This is a genomic window from Amycolatopsis sp. TNS106 (assembly GCF_019330265.1).
GTDB classification, from domain to species: domain Bacteria; phylum Actinomycetota; class Actinomycetes; order Mycobacteriales; family Pseudonocardiaceae; genus Amycolatopsis; species Amycolatopsis lurida.
Genome location: NZ_CP024972.1, coordinates 6,263,615 through 6,278,872, shown reverse-complemented (window position 1 = coordinate 6,278,872; position 15,258 = coordinate 6,263,615). Strand labels below are relative to the sequence as shown.

At 69.0% G+C, this 15,258-nt stretch carries 15 protein-coding genes; 9 read left to right on the top strand and 6 right to left on the bottom strand.

All coding sequences use genetic code 11. The features are described 5' to 3' along the window. Positions 1-94: 94 nt before the first annotated feature. The gene (locus CVV72_RS28710; RefSeq protein ID WP_370641824.1) at positions 95-1,513 is read left to right on the top strand and encodes a helix-turn-helix domain-containing protein; all 1,419 of its coding nucleotides are present in this window, start codon (positions 95-97) and stop codon (positions 1,511-1,513) included. Continuing rightward, entirely contained in the window at positions 1,473-2,411 is a 939-nt protein-coding gene (locus tag CVV72_RS28705; protein ID WP_370641823.1) for a phosphotransferase family protein, read from the top strand. Before CVV72_RS28710 ends, CVV72_RS28705 begins: the two co-directional genes overlap by 41 nt. A 212-nt stretch (positions 2,412-2,623) precedes the next feature. Here the strand turns inward: CVV72_RS28705 and CVV72_RS28700 are convergent, their stop codons facing one another. Then, positions 2,624-4,633: a tetratricopeptide repeat protein gene (locus CVV72_RS28700; protein ID WP_255632298.1), complete on the bottom strand. Its 2,010-nt coding sequence runs from the start codon at positions 4,631-4,633 to the stop codon at positions 2,624-2,626. 279 nt (positions 4,634-4,912) lie between these two features. Between CVV72_RS28700 and CVV72_RS28695 the strand changes: the two genes are divergently transcribed. Continuing rightward, positions 4,913-5,479: a dihydrofolate reductase family protein gene (locus CVV72_RS28695; protein ID WP_219146730.1), complete on the top strand. Its 567-nt coding sequence runs from the start codon at positions 4,913-4,915 to the stop codon at positions 5,477-5,479. Here the strand turns inward: CVV72_RS28695 and CVV72_RS28690 are convergent. The 4 genes from CVV72_RS28690 to CVV72_RS28675 all read right to left on the bottom strand — a co-directional run bounded on the left by CVV72_RS28690 (position 5,476) and on the right by CVV72_RS28675 (position 8,400). After that, on the bottom strand, positions 5,476-6,507 hold the full coding sequence (locus CVV72_RS28690; RefSeq protein ID WP_219146729.1) for a copper resistance D family protein: 1,032 nt from the start codon (positions 6,505-6,507) through the stop codon (positions 5,476-5,478). The genes CVV72_RS28695 and CVV72_RS28690 overlap by 4 nt on opposite strands. Beyond that, on the bottom strand, positions 6,504-7,067 hold the full coding sequence (locus tag CVV72_RS28685) for a copper resistance CopC family protein (protein ID WP_016330540.1): 564 nt from the start codon (positions 7,065-7,067) through the stop codon (positions 6,504-6,506). The genes CVV72_RS28690 and CVV72_RS28685 overlap by 4 nt, the downstream gene beginning before the upstream one ends. Then, positions 7,068-7,838, bottom strand: coding sequence for a YcnI family protein (locus CVV72_RS28680; RefSeq protein ID WP_219146728.1), 771 nt, complete (start codon positions 7,836-7,838; stop codon positions 7,068-7,070). Between the two features lie 70 nt (positions 7,839-7,908). After that, positions 7,909-8,400: a hypothetical protein gene (locus tag CVV72_RS28675; protein WP_219154187.1), complete on the bottom strand. Its 492-nt coding sequence runs from the start codon at positions 8,398-8,400 to the stop codon at positions 7,909-7,911. A gap of 302 nt (positions 8,401-8,702) precedes the next feature. On the opposite strand from CVV72_RS28675, the gene CVV72_RS28670 reads away from it, so the two are divergent. Genes CVV72_RS28670 through CVV72_RS28655 form a run of 4 tightly spaced genes read left to right on the top strand, consistent with a single transcriptional unit; the run spans position 8,703 to position 12,258 of the window. Then, positions 8,703-9,350 (top strand): ABC transporter permease, encoded by a 648-nt coding sequence (locus CVV72_RS28670; RefSeq protein ID WP_007030477.1) that lies wholly within the window; start codon positions 8,703-8,705, stop codon positions 9,348-9,350. Beyond that, positions 9,337-10,521: an ABC transporter ATP-binding protein gene (locus tag CVV72_RS28665; RefSeq protein WP_370641822.1), complete on the top strand. Its 1,185-nt coding sequence runs from the start codon at positions 9,337-9,339 to the stop codon at positions 10,519-10,521. Before CVV72_RS28670 ends, CVV72_RS28665 begins: the two co-directional genes overlap by 14 nt. Then, positions 10,518-11,297, top strand: coding sequence for an ABC transporter permease (locus tag CVV72_RS28660; protein ID WP_219146726.1), 780 nt, complete (start codon positions 10,518-10,520; stop codon positions 11,295-11,297). Before CVV72_RS28665 ends, CVV72_RS28660 begins: the two co-directional genes overlap by 4 nt. 1 nt (position 11,298) lies before the next feature. After that, entirely contained in the window at positions 11,299-12,258 is a 960-nt protein-coding gene (locus CVV72_RS28655; protein ID WP_219146724.1) for a glycine betaine ABC transporter substrate-binding protein, read from the top strand. 53 nt (positions 12,259-12,311) lie between these two features. On the opposite strand, the gene CVV72_RS28650 is transcribed toward CVV72_RS28655, so the two are convergent. After that, positions 12,312-12,776 carry a DUF6474 family protein gene (locus CVV72_RS28650; protein WP_125679227.1) on the bottom strand — a complete coding sequence of 155 codons (465 nt, stop codon included), beginning with the start codon at positions 12,774-12,776 and terminating at the stop codon, positions 12,312-12,314. Between the two features lie 90 nt (positions 12,777-12,866). Between CVV72_RS28650 and CVV72_RS28645 the strand changes: the two genes are divergently transcribed. Further along, complete coding sequence (locus tag CVV72_RS28645; RefSeq protein ID WP_219146722.1) at positions 12,867-14,513, top strand: TM0106 family RecB-like putative nuclease; 1,647 nt, start codon at positions 12,867-12,869, stop codon at positions 14,511-14,513. An 81-nt stretch (positions 14,514-14,594) separates the two neighbouring features. Next, a complete protein-coding gene (locus CVV72_RS28640) occupies positions 14,595-15,200 on the top strand; it encodes a PadR family transcriptional regulator (protein ID WP_219146720.1) in 606 nt (201 codons plus the stop codon). Positions 15,201-15,258: the final 58 nt, after the last annotated feature.

Below are 15,258 nucleotides of genomic sequence, written 5' to 3'. Positions count from 1 at the left end.
CGGGCCGATCACGACGGGCGATCCGGTGTTTCGCACGGTTGAATAGGTGTGCCTACGCTGTTTCTCGACCCCAACGGAACTGTGAGGGGGCGCAATGGACGCCAGTATCGGTGGCGGCGCTGTCGCCGGCTCGGACACGAGTGCCTCGAGCACTCCGGGCCGCCAGAGTCACCCCGTGCCGCCGGATGCCTGGGAGCAGCCGGAGATGCGAGCCGCACTGGCCACACGGGAGATCTCCTCCGTGTACCGGCTGTTGCGCAAGCACGGTGTTTCGCAGCGTCAGATCGCCGCGATGACCGGCCAGTCGCAGTCCGAGGTGTCCGAGATCCTCAAGGGTCGCCAGGTGATGGCGTACGACGTGCTCACCCGCATCGCTGACGGCCTTGGTGTCCCCCGGGGATACATGGGTCTCGCCTATGACGAGGCGACAGCGATAAAGGTCGTCGGTGCTGCCGACGGCCAGCAGGCGGAGGAGGACGAGTCCGTGAAGCGACGGAGGTTCCTCGCGCACGCCGCCCAGGTCACGATGGGTGCGGCGGTGTTCGGTCCGGAATCGGGTACGTGGTCGGCGGGGCCCGCGAAGACGCCCGCCCCCGGGCGGATCGGCATGACCGACGTCCGCCAGGTGGAAGCCGCGACCAGAGCGCTCCGATCCCTCGACTACCAGTACGGCGGCGGTTTCTGCCGCGACGCCGTGGTCGCCCAGCTGTCCTGGGGACAGCAGATGCTCGAGTCCAACGGCACCGAGATGGTCAAGAGCAGGCTGTACGTCGCGCTCGCCGACCTGCACAGCCTGGCAGGCTGGACCTCCTTCGACACCGGCCTCATGGATTCCGCCCGCGGTCACTTCGCGAACGCGCTGGACCTGGCCAAACAGGGCGACAGCCATCCGCTGGTGGCCAACGTGCTGTACCGGATGGGCCGGGTCTACCTGCACAACGACGCCCCCAACGACGCGTTGAAACTGTTCCAGCTCGGCCAGATCGCCGCCCAGGAATCGGGCTCGGAGCTGGCGGTCGCCGTGCTCTGCGCCAACGAGGCCTGGGCGTACGCGATGATGGGCAACGAGGAGCAGGCCACGAAGCTGCTCGGCCGGAGCAAGGACGAGTTCGCCCGCGCCGATCTGGCCGAGGCCGAGTCCTGGGTCAAGTTCTTCACCGAGACCGACGTCTACGCCATGATCGGCACGGTCCACACCGTGCTCGCCGAGAAGAACGCCGAGCACACCAAGTACGCCATCCCGGCGCTCACCAAGGCCGTCGAGTCCTACACCGACGACATGGCCCGCAGCAAGACGTTCATGCTCAGCGCCTTGGCCACGAACCACCTGCTCGAAGGCGATCTCGACCACGGCGCGAAGGTGGGTTCGAAGGCCATCGACTGCGCCGAGGGCATCAAGTCGGAGCGGGTGAAGGACCGGATGCGGCCCTTGCAGGTCGAGGCGGAACGCCGCCGGAACAACGCGGACGCCCGTGACCTCGCCGACCGCCTCAACTCCTTCTACGCAGCCTGAGCCGATCGGTCCGGGCGGCCGGTTCACGCCCGCCATCCTGCGCGACGCCCTCGGGCGGACGTGCGATCTGCTGGGTGTGGACCCCGAAGGCGCCCGCCTGCTGAGGTTCACCAACAACGCCGTCTACGAGCTGGCGAGCGCGCCGTTCGTCGTCCGGATCGTCGGATCGACCCAGCTGCGGCACCGCGTCGGCACGGTCGTGCGGGTCGCGCGGCACTTCGAACGGCACGACGTGCCCGCCATCCGCCTCGTTCCCGGCCTCGACCAGCCGCTGCCGGTCGGCGAACATCTCGTGACGGTCTGGTGGAAGGTGCCGGGGACCGGCCGGAAGGCCAAGGCGGCCGACCTCGCCGCGCTCCTGCGCCGGGTCCACGCGCTCGAACCGCCGGAGGGGCTCGCCGAATGGGCGCCGTTCGCCGCGATCCGCGCCCGGGTTTCGGACGCGGAGGAGCTGGACGACGGCGATCGGCGGTTCCTGCTGGAGCGCTGTGCCGAGGTCGAAGCCGCGCTCGCGAACCTCGACTTCCCCCTGCCTCGTGGTCTCGTGCACGGGGACGCGCACACCGGGAATGTGATCCCGGGACCGGACGGGCCGGTGCTGTGCGATTTCGATTCGTCCTGTGTCGGGCCGCCGGAATGGGATCTGACGCCGCTCGCCGTCGGCCGCGAACGGTTCGGTGATCCACCCGCCCGCTATCGGGTGTTCGCGCTGCGATACGGATTCGACGTGACCACCTGGTCCGGTTTCTCGGTACTGCGCGCGATCCGTGAACTGAAGCTCACGACGAGTGTTCTCCCGATTCTCCGCAGCCATCCCAGCGTGCGGGATGAACTGCGGAAACGGCTGAACGATCTCCGGAACGGACACACCGGGGCACGCTGGAACCGGTATCGGTGACGCACCCGGGAAAGGCATCTGCACGTGCATTCGCCGACGGCGAATGACCGTTCGTCGCTTGTCCGAATTCGCCGATCAATCGGTGACGAATTCGCCCGGGCTAATCACTTCTCCCGGCCCAATGCTCCCCCGAATGTGCAACTTGCAACTACGCTGAGTCATTCGGTGCGGCGAGTTCACCCGGTCGCCGCGTACCGATCGGTGCCCTCGGATCAGAGTCGCTCCAGTCGCGTGCGCAGAGCGTCAGCCTCCGGGCGGCCGAGGCCGACGAGGATGGGCAACGCCCGGTCGTAGAACCCCCTGGCCTCCTCGGGGTTTCCCTCCGCCTCGGCGACCTCGCCGAAGGCGGACAGCGCCCGGGCGACCTCGAACCGTGAACCGCTGGCCTCCATGGTGGCGAGCGACGCTTCGAGTTCGGTCCGCGCGGCCGCGAGATCCCCGGTCGCGGTGAGGGCACGGCCGAGTTCGGTCCGGGCGCGGGCCACGTTGTAGGGATCGGCGGCCAGCACTTCGCGAGCGCGGGTGAGGTGCTCGATCGCGGCTTCCGGCCGTCCGGCGCGGAGCTGGGTCGAGCCGAGGTTGATCAGCGCGAGCCCGATGTCGTGCGTTCGGTTTTGGAGTTCGCTCAGCCGGTGGTCCTCGGTGAACCAGTGCACCGCGTCGTCGAGCCTGCCCTGCGCCAGCGCGACCAGGCCGAGCCCTTCCACCGACCGGATCTCGACGACCTCGTTCCCGGCCTTCCGCGCGGCTTCGCGGCCCGCCTCGTAATGCGCGACGGCTTCGTCGTACCGGCCGGTGCCGCGGCAGGCGGCGCCGCTGCGGTTGTGCATGAGAGCCTCGGCGGAGGCGTTGCCCCACGCACGTGCGCACCGCACACCGGCCTGGCTCACCTTCAGGAAGTCCGGATAGTGCTTGCGCAGCAGGAAGAGCGGCCACATCGCGGCGGCGAGCTGCCAGCCGAGTTCCGGCAGCTGCCACGTTTCGGCGGTCTCGACGGCGGCGATGAGGTTCTCGCGTTCCTGTTCGAGCCAGGCGAGTTCCTCGTCGGCGGACTCGAACGAGACCGGCGTCGGCGGCCGGTATTCATACCGGTACGGGATCGGGTCCTGATCGGGGACCGTCATCGCGGTGGTCTTGGAGGCCGTGAACAGGTACCACTCGAGCATGCGGCGCACCGCGATGTCGCGGTCGTACTCGTTGCCCGCCGTCTTCTCCTTGGCGTGCAGCCGCGCGAGGTCGTGGAAGGTGTACCGGTCGTCGCCGCGGTCGATCAGCAGTCCGACGTCGACGAGCTGGTCCAGCAGGTCTTCGGCGACCTCTTCGCGGACGGCGATCGACGCGGCGGCCACGCCGACGCCGAAGTCGGGCCCTGGATGCAGGCCGAGCGCCGCGTACAGCGCGGCCGCGTCCGAGGGGAGTTCGTCGTAGGAGAGGTTGAAGCTGGCTTCCACCGATTGCGCCTCTTTCGTCGAGAGCGTGGCCAGTCGACGATATTCCTTCCCCAGCTCGGTGGCGATCTTCTCCAGCGACATCTTCGGCCGCCCCGCGAGCTTGGCGCTGACCGTGGTGAGGGCGATCGGCAGGCCGCCGCACAGTTCGGCGATGGCCCGCGCCTGGGCGGCTTCGGCGCCGACCCGCTCCGCGCCGACCGCGCGGCCCAGCAGTTCGGCGCTGTGCGCGGAACCGAAGGGGGCCAGCTCGACCAGCCGCGCGCGATGCTCGGTCTGGAGTCTGCCCAGACGGCGCCTCGACGTCACGATCACGAGGCTTCCGCCGCCGGCGGGCAACAGCGGCAGCACCTGTTCGGTCGAACCCGCGTTGTCGAGCAGTACGAGCAACGGCCGCTCGGCGGTCGTCGTGCGGTAGAGGGCGGTGAGCTCTTCGACGTCCGCGGGCAGCCCTTCCGGCGGAACACCCAAGGCTCGGAGGAACCGGCCGAGCGCTTCGCTCGCGGAGAGCGGGCCGTTGGTGCTGAAGCCGCCGAGATCCGCCCAGAGGTGCCCGTCCGGGAACCGGTCGCCGAGGTGCCGGGCCCACGCGGTGGCCAGCGCCGTCTTCCCGATCCCGCCTTGACCGCTGATCAGGTGCACCGCCGGTCCGTCGGTGTCGTCCTCGGCCAGGAGGTTTTCGAGCAGGGCGAGCTCTGCCGCGCGATTGGTGAAATGCGCGGGCGCGGGTGGGAGCTGACGCGGCCCCGAACTCACCTGCCTGGTGAGTTTCACCGCCGATCGCTGGCGCGGTACCTGTGGCGTGCTGACTTCACTTTCACCCGGCAACGGGCCGCCCATCTACCATCCCCTCTTCGGGTTAACCCCAGCGAACGCGTAGAGCATCCCGGCGCAGGTCCGATGAGGACAGCGAAATCGGTCAAATGCGGCCGGATGGAGCAAGGCGTGTAACAGCTCGCGAAAAAGTCGTGCCGGTGATGTCGAGACCGGCCCGGCGGCTTCGTCCCCTTGGCGGACGCGGCCGGAGTGGCCGCGCGAACCGGAGGGACGGATATGCGCAAGCTCATCGTTCAGCAGTGGGTCACCGTCGACACCATCGCCGCGGAGGAGGACGGCGGCCTGAGCTTCGTGCCAGGGGAACCCTTCTCCGAGAAGACCGAACCGGCGTTCAAGGCGAGCGTGATGGGGCTCGTCGAATCGGTCGACACGATGATCCTGGGCGCGAAGACCTACGCCATGACCAAGGACTACTGGCCCCACGCCGAAGAGCAGGGCGAATACGGCGAGAAGCTCAACAACCTCACCAAGTTCGTCGCGTCGTCCAAGCTGGAGGACGCCCCTTGGGGCGGCTTTCCCGCCGCGACCGTGACGCGCGACCCGGCCGCCACCGTCCGCGAGCTCAAGGAACAGAGCGGCAAGAACCTGTGGCTGTGGGGGAGCCTGACCCTGATGCGGTCGCTGCTGGACGCCGGCCTCGTCGACGAGGTCAGGATGATGGTCTGCCCGGTGGCGCTCGGCAAGGGGACCCGTGTCTTCGAGGATCGGCGGAACCTGAAGCCGATCGAGGCCACCGCGTTCGAGAACGGTGTCGTGATCCTGCGGTACGCGGTGGAGAACTAGGTCGTCGGCACGACCGGGGCTCGCGTGAGGACGACGGCGAAGCCGAACGCGAGCCCCATCACGGTCAGCTCCAGCGTCGCCCACGCGGCCAGCGCCGTCCGGTTGTGCCGGACGATCCGGGGCATCAGCTTCCAGCGCGTGTACGCGCCGAGGCCCGCGATCACGCCGGTGCACAACAGCTTCAACAGCACCAGTTGCCCGTACGGCGTGGTGAAGACGCCTTCCCAGAAACCGAGCGACGGGTTGAGCGAGATCTCGATCAGCCCGTTGAACAGCCCGGTCGCCGCGCCGAGGATCAGGCACAGCGTCGCGAGTTTGGAGAACCGCGGCAGGGCGTGTGCCAGCAGGGTCCGGTTCCCGACGAGCAGCACCGCCATCGCGCCGAGCCCGCCGGTCCAGGCGACGGCGCTCATCACGTGCAGTTCCATCGAGATCATCGTGTAGTCGTGGTAGTTCCAGTTCGACGCGTGCCCGGTGACCGGCAGCGGCAGCAGCGCGAACAGGCCGAGCCCGACGCGGACCTCGGCGGGCACCTTCTCGCCGTGCTTCAGGGCGAGGACGCCGAGCCCGGCGTGCAGCAGGGCCAGCACCGCCACGATCAGCAGCGCCTTCCCGGCGCCGACGTCGGCGATGTAGCTGCCGACGTCGGACATCGACAGCGTGCTGGAACCCGGGCGGTATTCGGCGGTCTGCAGGATCAGCGCGACGAGCGCGGTGGTCGCCCAGACCAGCGCGGCCGCGACGCTCGCGGGCCGCGCGATCCGCATGATCGGTTCGGAGAGCTTCGGCCGGTCGTAGCCGACCAGCACCGAAAGCAGCGCCAGCCCGATCGTGGCGACCGCCGAGATGTCCAGCAGCACCCGCACGATCGGGATCGAGACCGAGACCACCTCGCTGACCTGCGCGACCCCGGGGACCGGGGCGGTGGCCGTCAGCGCGACACCGATCAGTGCGCCGACGATGCCCGCCGTCACCACGCAGAACAGGACGGCGACGCGGGCACGCGAGGTGGTCTCGGCCTGGGTCATGAGCCGCTCTTCTCCTTGTCACCCGCGCCGGTGCGCAGTGCGACGGTCAGTCCGACGGCGAGCAGTACGACGGCGCCCGCGATCCACACCCAGATCGGCACACCGGACGAGCCCTCGCCGCCGGTCGCCGGGGCCGTCTCCGCCTGGCCCGCGTTGCTGCGCGCGGCGTCGGCGCTCGCCGGGGTCCCGGTGCCCGCGGCGGTGAGGGTGAACGGCACCTCACCGGTCACGGCGTGCCCGTCCGCGGACAGGATCCGGTAGCCGATCTTGTACTCGCCCGCCGGGCCGAGCGGCCGCAGCGGCACGGTCACGACGCTGTCGCGGACCTCGACCTGGCCTTCGGCCCACTGGCCGCCGCCCGGGCCGATGACCGCGATCTGGTTGACGTTCGCGTTCTGGACGTACTGGTCGAACGTGAGCGTGATCTTCGCGGGCCCGGCGGCGATCGAAGCGCCCTTCGCCGGGTCCGAGGAGATCAGGACGTTGTGCGCCAGGGCCGGGGTGGCGGTGGCGAGCCATGCCACCCCGGTGATCGCCAGCGCGACGATCGCTTTACGCATTCACTTACCTTCGGTGTCGCTCTTGCCGGAAACGGCGGTGGCGCGGCGGGCGCGCAGGGTGGCACCGGCGCCGACGCCGAGGCCGAGCGCGCCGACGACCAGGCCGGCGCCGCCGAGCCAGCGGGCGGTGTTGTCGGACGACGAGGACCCGTGGCCTTCCGCGGAAGCGGCCTTCGTGTCGGTGCCGTGACCGCCGCCGTGTCCGTCGGCGCTCTTCTCGGCGAGCTTCACCGTCGGCGCGGGGTGCTCGGGCTCCTCACCGGAGGCCGGGGTCGGCTGGTTCCACTCGACGACCTTGCCGTTCTCGTAGGTCTGGGTGGCGGGGAACTCGATCGTGTCGACGTTGGCCGGGAACTTGCCCGCGCTGATCTGGAACTCCTGGAACTCGGTCGACCCGGCGGCGATCTTGGTGCCGGGCTCCGCGGTCCAGGAGACCTTGGTGACGGCCTCGGTGATCTGCGTGCCGGAGTCGGTGGTCACCGGGGCGGGCAGCTTGGACTTGACGACCTCGGCCTTCCAGCCGGGAAGCGGCTTGGCGCGCACGGAGCTGAGCGCGTACTCGGGCTTGACGGTGATCTCGACCTTGACCGTGCCGGCGTCCTTCTCCTCGTTGGGGACGCGGAAGAAGATCGATCCGTAGCCGCCCTTCGACGGCTGGGGGCCGTAGACGTTGGCGGTGACGTGGGCCGAGGCGACCCCGGCGGACAGCAGGCCGGCGATACCGACGGTGGCGGCCAGGAAACCGGCGCGCTTGAAGACGTGCTTGGACACGAAGAACTCCTGAACGTGATCGAGACGGCGGGTTCGGGGACCTCGCCGATTACGGGGGATGAGCTGGGGTTCAGGAGAACAGCGGCGGGCCGCGCCTGCCGTGGACGCGGCGGAGGTCGACGCCGACGAGATGCCCGGGTCCGGCCGGACGGGCGAGCACCGGGGCCGCCACCGCGGCGGGCACCGGGAGCGCGTTGAGGATGAAGGGGACCAGCGCGCGCAGGCAGGAGAGGACGCCGAGCAGCAGTCCGTCGGCCTTGGCCAGCAGCAGCGCGGTGATCAGCGTGGCGACGACGTGCGCGACGGTCATCGCGAGGCCACCCGAGATGGGGGCGGGCTCGTCGTGCACGAGTTCGTGCGTGCTCAGCGAACTGAGCACGAGGTGCATCACGACCTGACCGGCGCCGAGGTCGACGATGGTGGCCAGCGGCCCGCGTGCCTTCGCGGCGAGCGCGGCGGCGTTCCAGCCGATCAGCACGGTGAGCAACAACGTCATCGCCGTATCGGGGAGATCGCCGTCCCCGATCATGTGAGCGGTCACGGCCAGCGCCCCGGAACTCACACCGAGCAAGCCGCCACGTACAGCGCGTAACGCGCTTCGGTGATGGCGGCCTTTACTCACGGGTGAAGGGTATTCGACGGACATCCGCGTGGTCGATCTCCTCCCGGCTGATGAGCAGGGGGAAAGACACCGTCGGGACGGCGCGTGCGTTTGCCCATTTAGGCCGAATGGGGAAGGTTTGCAGGATAAAAGGCGGTAAACAGGGGTTTGACCGCGCGGCTTTTGGGTAGTCAGGCTCCCGATACAGCTACTCCGAATGGGTGAGGAGTCTCACTCAGAGGCGGCGGGAGAACCAGCACGCGATGAATCTCTTCGAGTACATCTCGGATCGGTGGGACAGACTCGCCCTCCAAGGGCTCCTCCATGTCAGCGCGGTCGTGCAGTGCACGATCCTGGCCGCCGTCCTCGGCGTGGTGATCGGCGTCGCCGTCTACCGCAGCCCGATCGGGTCGGCCGTGGCCACGGCGCTGGCGAGCACGATCCTCACCGTCCCCTCCTTCGCCCTCCTGGGGCTTCTCATCCCCGTGTTCGGCCTCGGCGCGAACACCACGGTCATCGCCCTCGTGCTCTACGCGCTGCTGCCGATCGTGCGGAACACGATCGTCGGGCTGAGCGGCGTGGATCCGGCGGTCAGCGACGCGGCGCGCGGGATCGGCATGAGCCGGTTCGGCGTGCTGACCAGGGTGGAGCTGCGGCTCGCCTGGCCCGCGATCCTCGCCGGGATGCGGGTCGCGACGCAGATGCTCATGGGCATCGCGGTCATCGCGGCCTACGCGAAGGGACCGGGCCTCGGCTCGGAGGTCTTCTCCGGCCTCACCAACGCGGGGAGCACGAACTCCCTCAACCAGGCATTGACCGGGACGCTCGGCGTGGTCGTCCTCGCACTGGTCCTCGACGCCGTTTACGTCCTGATCAACCGTTTGACCGTCTCTAGGGGTGTCCGTGGCTGAGTCTCCTGAAAGCGTATCCGGCGTCGAAATCGAGCTGGAGAACGTCACGAAGCGCTACCCCGGCACCCGTGAGCCCGCGGTCGACGACTTCTCGATGGTGGTGCCCGCGGGCAAGATCGTGGTCTTCGTCGGCCCGTCCGGCTGCGGCAAGACCACGACCATGCGGATGATCAACCGGCTGATCGAGCCGACGTCGGGCCGCATCACCATCGGCGGCGACGACGCGCTGAAACTCGACGTCGACACCCTGCGCCGTCGTATCGGCTACGCGATCCAGCAGGCCGGGCTGTTCCCGCACTTCACCGTCGCGCAGAACATCGCCGTCGTGCCGGGGCTGCTCGGCTGGGACAAGAAGAAGGTCAACGACCGGGTCGAGGAGATGATGGACCTGGTCGGGCTGGACCCGGCCGATTTCCGCGACCGGTACCCGCGTCAGCTGTCCGGTGGACAGCAGCAGCGCGTCGGCGTCGCGCGGGCACTCGCGGCGGACCCGCCGGTGCTGCTGATGGACGAACCCTTCGGCGCGGTCGACCCGATCACCCGCGGCAACCTGCAGGACGAACTGCTGCGGCTCCAGACCGAGCTGAAGAAGACGATCGTCTTCGTCACCCACGACTTCGACGAGGCCGTGAAGCTCGGCGACAAGATCGCGGTGCTCGGCAACCAGTCGAAGATCCTCCAGTACGACACCCCGGACGCCATCCTCGCGAACCCGGCCGACGACACCGTCGCCGGTTTCGTCGGCGCCGGTGCCTCGCTGAAGCAGCTGACGCTGCTGCGGGTCCGCGACGTCGAGTTGAAGCAGGACGCGCTGACGGCGACGGTGAGCGAGTCGCCGTCCAGCGTGCGCGAGAAGCTGACTCAGCAGCGGAAGCATTTCGTGCTGGTGCTCGACCAGCGCCGCCGTCCGATGCGGTGGGTGCACGTCCGCGAGCTGACCAAGGCGACGTCGCTGTCCACCGCGGGCAAACCGCTGCGCGACTACGTCAGCCTCCAGTCGACCCTGCAGGACGCGCTCGAAGCGATGCTCGCCGAGGGCGGCAGCGTCCCGGTGACCGGCGCGCGCGGCGAGTACGCGGGGACGATCGAGCTCGACACCGTCATCTCGACGATCCAGCAGCTGCGCGAGGAGCACTCCGACGACAGCCCGGCGGAAGGTGTGACCGCATGACGGCCGCCGTGGATACCGGCTTCTCCACCGAATCCTCGTCGAGAAGTGCCGAACGGGTCCGGCTGTTCGCCCAACCTGCCGCGGTGCTGCTGATCGTCGCCGGCGTGCTGATCTGGGTCTTCGCCAGTGACCTCACCGCGACGGAGAAGGAAACCCTCAACGCCGCCGGGCTGCTGGCCGCGCTGCGCGACCACCTGGCGATGACCGTCGTGGTCACCGCGATCGTGGTCGCGGTGGCGGTACCGCTCGGCGTGCTCGTCACGCGGCCCTGGGCGAAATGGGCGGCGCCGGTCTTCCTGGCGGTCGCGAACATCGGCCAGGCCGCGCCCGCGCTCGGTGTGCTGGTGCTGTGGTTCATCGTCACCGGCGCCACCGGCGGGCTGTGGGTCGCGGCGCTGCCGCTGGCGTTCTACTCGCTGCTTCCCGTGCTGCGGAACACGATGGTCGGTCTGCAACAGGTCGAGCCCGCACTGATCGACGCCGGCCGCGGGATCGGCATGTCGGCCTCCGGCGTGCTGTGGCGGGTGGAGTTCCCGCTGGCCATCCCGCTGATCCTGGCCGGTCTGCGGACCTCGCTGGTGCTGGCCGTCGGCACGGCGACCTTCGGCATGTTCGTGAACGCCGGCGGTTTCGGCCTGCTCATCGACACCGGCTACAAGCTCAACCTGACGAAGGTGCTGATCACCGGCTCGGTGCTCGCCGTCGCACTGGCGCTGCTGGTGGACTGGCTCGGCGCGGTGGCGGAACAGTTCTTCGGACCGAAGGGACTGCGCTGACATGCGACTCAAGGCGATCTTCGGCGCGGCCCTGTTGTGCGGCACGCTTTCCGCGTGCGGGCTCGAGGTCAACACCGCACTCCCGTACAAGATCGAACCCGGTTCGATCCAGCCCATCGAGTCGCTCAAGGGCGTCAAGGTGACGGTGGGGTCGAAGGACTTCACCGAGAACATCATCCTGGGCTACATGGCCGAGATGGCGCTTTCCGCGGCGGGCGCGGAAGTCGTCGACCTGACCGACATCAAGGGCTCGAACTCGTCGCGGCAGGCGCTGCTCGCCGGACAGACCGACGTCACCTGGGAGTACACCGGCACCGGCTGGATCAACTACCAGGGCAACGAACTCCCCGTCCCCGGCGGGGAACAAGCCCAGTACGAAGCCACCAAGGCGGCGGACGAGGCGAAGTTCGGCGTCACCTGGCTGAACTACTCGCCGCTCAACGACCAGTACGCCTTCGCGGTCACCGAGGCCTACGGCGCGGCGAACAACCTGAAGACGACGTCGGACCTGGCGGCGTTCCTCAAACAGAAGCCCGACCAGAACGTGTTCTGTCTGGAGACCGAGTTCACCAGCCGTCAGGACGGTTTCCCCGCCGCCGTGCGCGCGTACGGGTTCCAGAACCCGGTGATCAAGAACTTCGGCATCGGCACGATCTACTCGGCCGTGGCGAGCGGGACCTGCCCGATCGGCGAGATCTTCACGACCGACGGCCGGATCGCCGGGCTCAACCTCCGCGTCCTCGAAGACGACAAGAAGGCGTTCCCGCAGTACAACGCGGTGCCGACGTTGCGGACGGAATTCCTGAAGCAGTACCCGGAACTCCGCGGACCGCTCGAAGCCGTCGCCGCGGCCCTCGACAACGAGCAGATGATCGAGCTGTGCAAGCAGGTCGACGTCGACGGCCGGGACCAGGGCGAGGTCGCCTACGAGTGGATGAAGAAAAAGGGCTTCATCAAGTAAGGCCTCGTGAGTGGCTAGGACGGTTCTAACCGTCCTAGCCACTCACGAGCAGGTCAGATCCCCAGCCGGTGCAGCAGCTTGCCTTCGAGCTGGTCCAGCTCCCCGGCCACGGCGCGGTGCGCCGCCTTCCGCCGCGCCGCCGGCATCCGCTCCGAAGCGCGAACCGTCGCCGAAAGCTGCTCCAGCGTTCCCTGGGTGTCCTTCGCGAAGGCCGCGTCGGCGTCGGTCGCCTTCGCGGACCTCTTCAGCTCCGCGAGCCCCTGCGTCAGCCCCGCGATCCGCGCGTGCAACGCGGCACCGCGTCCGCTGTACTCGCCGAGCTGGTCGACGGCGACGCCGAGCTTCTTCGCTTGATAACGGTCGTACAGCTCTCGTGCGGCACCCGCCGCTCGAACGGCGTACGGCGCGATCACCGGCAGTACGGCCGGTCCGAGCACTTTGGCCACCGCGACGGCGTTCTTCGCCTTCTTCGGGGTAAACCTGCCTTCGCCCTCGACGGCTTTGGCCTTGCGCGCCATGGCACCTCCTACGCTGTGTCACAGACGAACTTACTGGTCCCCGATGTGGCGGGCATGTCGGCTTGCCGGACGCCTTCTAGAGTGTTGTCTGTGAGTGACGAGGTGCTACTGGACGCGGGAGCGGTGAGCCGCTGCCGGCGTCGCGTGCACCTGGAACACGATCCGGCGATGCGCGAGGTCCCGCTCGCCCCGCCCGACCCAGCCGCACAGCAGCGGATCGCCGACGCGTCGGCGCATCGCGAGGCGATCGTGCAGCGCCTCATGGACGCGACGGGACCCGACGCGACCTGGGTCAAGATCCCCCGCGACCTTCCGGCCGCCGAGCGCGTGCAGCTCACCGAAGCGGCCTTCGCAGCCGAAGCGCGCTACATCTGGGGCGCGCTGCTCCCGGTGGATCGTGCCGGTCACCGGCGTGGTGGCTCCGAACTCCTGGTCCACAGCGGCGACGGCTACGTGCCGGTGCTGGTCGTGCGGCACCGCATCACCGATCGCGGCGCGGGCGCGCCGACCACGGCGATGACCGACCTCGACCCGGCCAACCGGGTACCCGATCCGGCGCGAAAGGTCCGCTCGCAGCCGCGGGACCAGATGCGGCTCGCGCACCTCTACCGGATGCTCGAAGCGCTCGGGAAGCACGAAGGACACCGCGCCATCGGCGGCGTCATCGGGCTCGACGCGGACGTCGTCGTCTGGCACGACCTGTCCGCGGCCACCTGGCCGGGCGGCCGAAGCGCGCTGACGGAGTACCAGAGCCGCTTCGCCGACAGGCTCGCCATCGCGAGCGCCGCCGCCGAAGGCGAGGAGCCGCTCGCAGAGCCGTCCCGTGTCCTCGAATGCCGGCGCTGCCCGTGGTGGCCGACGTGCGAGGTCGTGCTCACCGAGACCCGCGACGTCAGCCTGGTCGTCCGCGGCGAGGACGCGATGGAACTCCGCCGCGCCGGAGTGTCCACAGTGGACAAGCTGGCCGCGCTCGATCCGGCCGACGTGCCGCCGCCGATGAACTGGACCGGCGGCACGTTCGCCGACGCGATCATCCTCGCGCGCGCCTGGCTCGCCGACCTCACGATGGTGCGCAAGGTCGACCGCGTCGAGGTTTCGCGCGGCGACGTCGAGGTCGACGTCGACATGGAGAGCTTCGGCGATTCCGGCGCGTACCTGTGGGGTTCCCTGCTGACGGGCGCGGACATCGGGATGCAGCAGGGTTATCGCGCGTTCGCGACGTGGGAGCCGCTGCCGACCGCGGACGAGGCCCGGTCGTTCGCCGAGTTCTGGGCCTGGTTCACCGAAGTCCGCGAGCGCACGCTAGCTGCGGGCCTGACCTTCCGCGCCTACTGCTACAACGCGCTCGCCGAGAACCGCTGGCTCTTCGGTTCCGCCGACCGGTTCGGCGAGTATCCCGGCGTGCCGAAGAAGGCCGAGATCGCGTCCTTTGTGGACTCCGAGGAATGGATCGATCTCTTCCGCAGCGTCACCGACCAGTTCCTCTGCTCGCAGGGCAAGGGGCTCAAGGTGATCGCGCCGGTCGCCGGCTTCGCCTGGCGCGACCCGGAAGCGGGTGGCGAGGCGTCGATGCGGTGGTACCGCGACGCCGTCGGAATGGACGGCGGAGTGCCGGACGCCGCCCAGCGGGACCGCCTGCTGCGCTACAACGAGGACGACGTCCTGGCGACGCACGCGCTGCGGAACTGGATGACCGACCACGCGCAGACGTCCGTGCCGTACATGAACGACCTCTGACCACCCGATCACCGGGCACCTTGCGATCACCCTCGTCCTCGCGGATACTCGTGGACGAGTACTCGTCTACGAGGGGGCCCGGTGAAACGGCGGAAGGTCGGGAATCTGCTGGCGCTGGCGATCCTGTCCACGCTGAACGAGCGCCCGATGCATCCGTACGAAATGGCCTCGATCCTGAAGAGTCGCGGCAAGGACCGCGACATGGGGATCAAATGGGGCTCGTTCTACACGGTCGTCGGCAACCTGCGGAAACACGCCTTCATCGAGGCCGTCGAGAGCGGCCGCGAGGGCGCCCGTCCCGAACGCACGGTGTACCGGATCACCGACGCCGGCCGTGACGAAATGCTCGACTGGCTGCGCGAACTGCTCGGCGAACTCGCGCCGGAGGAGCCGAAGTTCGTCGCCGGGCTGTCGGTGCTGGGGTGGCTCGGGCCGGACGAGGTGATCGCCCTGTTCCGCACCCGGCTGGCCGCACTGGACGAAGACATCGCCGCGACGCGGGCCGAACTGGCGTGGCTCATCGAGCAGATCCCGCGGCTGGTGCTGCTCGAACTCGAATACCACCTGGCGATCCGAGTGGCGGAAGCCGAATGGGTCCGCTCGATCCTCGGAGAACTGACTTCCGGTGCCATGCCCGGTCTCGCCGAATGGCGGGCCCTGTTGGCCGAAAGGGGGACTACCGGCTAGCCGAAAGAGCCCCGGCGAGGTGTTGCAGCACCCCGCCGGGGCGACGATCCCGCAACCG

Bases quoted from the DNA above. Each gene is read 5' to 3' on its own strand.
- CVV72_RS28670 (WP_007030477.1), top strand. From the start codon at position 8,703: ATGAATCTCTTCGAGTACATCTCGGATCGGTGGGACAGACTCGCCCTC.
- CVV72_RS28695 (WP_219146730.1), top strand. From the start codon at position 4,913: ATGCGCAAGCTCATCGTTCAGCAGTGGGTCACCGTCGACACCATCGCC.
- CVV72_RS28710 (WP_370641824.1), top strand. From the start codon at position 95: ATGGACGCCAGTATCGGTGGCGGCGCTGTCGCCGGCTCGGACACGAGT.
- CVV72_RS28690 (WP_219146729.1), bottom strand. From the start codon at position 6,507: ATGACCCAGGCCGAGACCACCTCGCGTGCCCGCGTCGCCGTCCTGTTC.
- CVV72_RS28685 (WP_016330540.1), bottom strand. From the start codon at position 7,067: ATGCGTAAAGCGATCGTCGCGCTGGCGATCACCGGGGTGGCATGGCTC.
- CVV72_RS28660 (WP_219146726.1), top strand. From the start codon at position 10,518: ATGACGGCCGCCGTGGATACCGGCTTCTCCACCGAATCCTCGTCGAGA.
- CVV72_RS28655 (WP_219146724.1), top strand. From the start codon at position 11,299: ATGCGACTCAAGGCGATCTTCGGCGCGGCCCTGTTGTGCGGCACGCTT.
- CVV72_RS28650 (WP_125679227.1), bottom strand. From the start codon at position 12,776: ATGGCGCGCAAGGCCAAAGCCGTCGAGGGCGAAGGCAGGTTTACCCCG.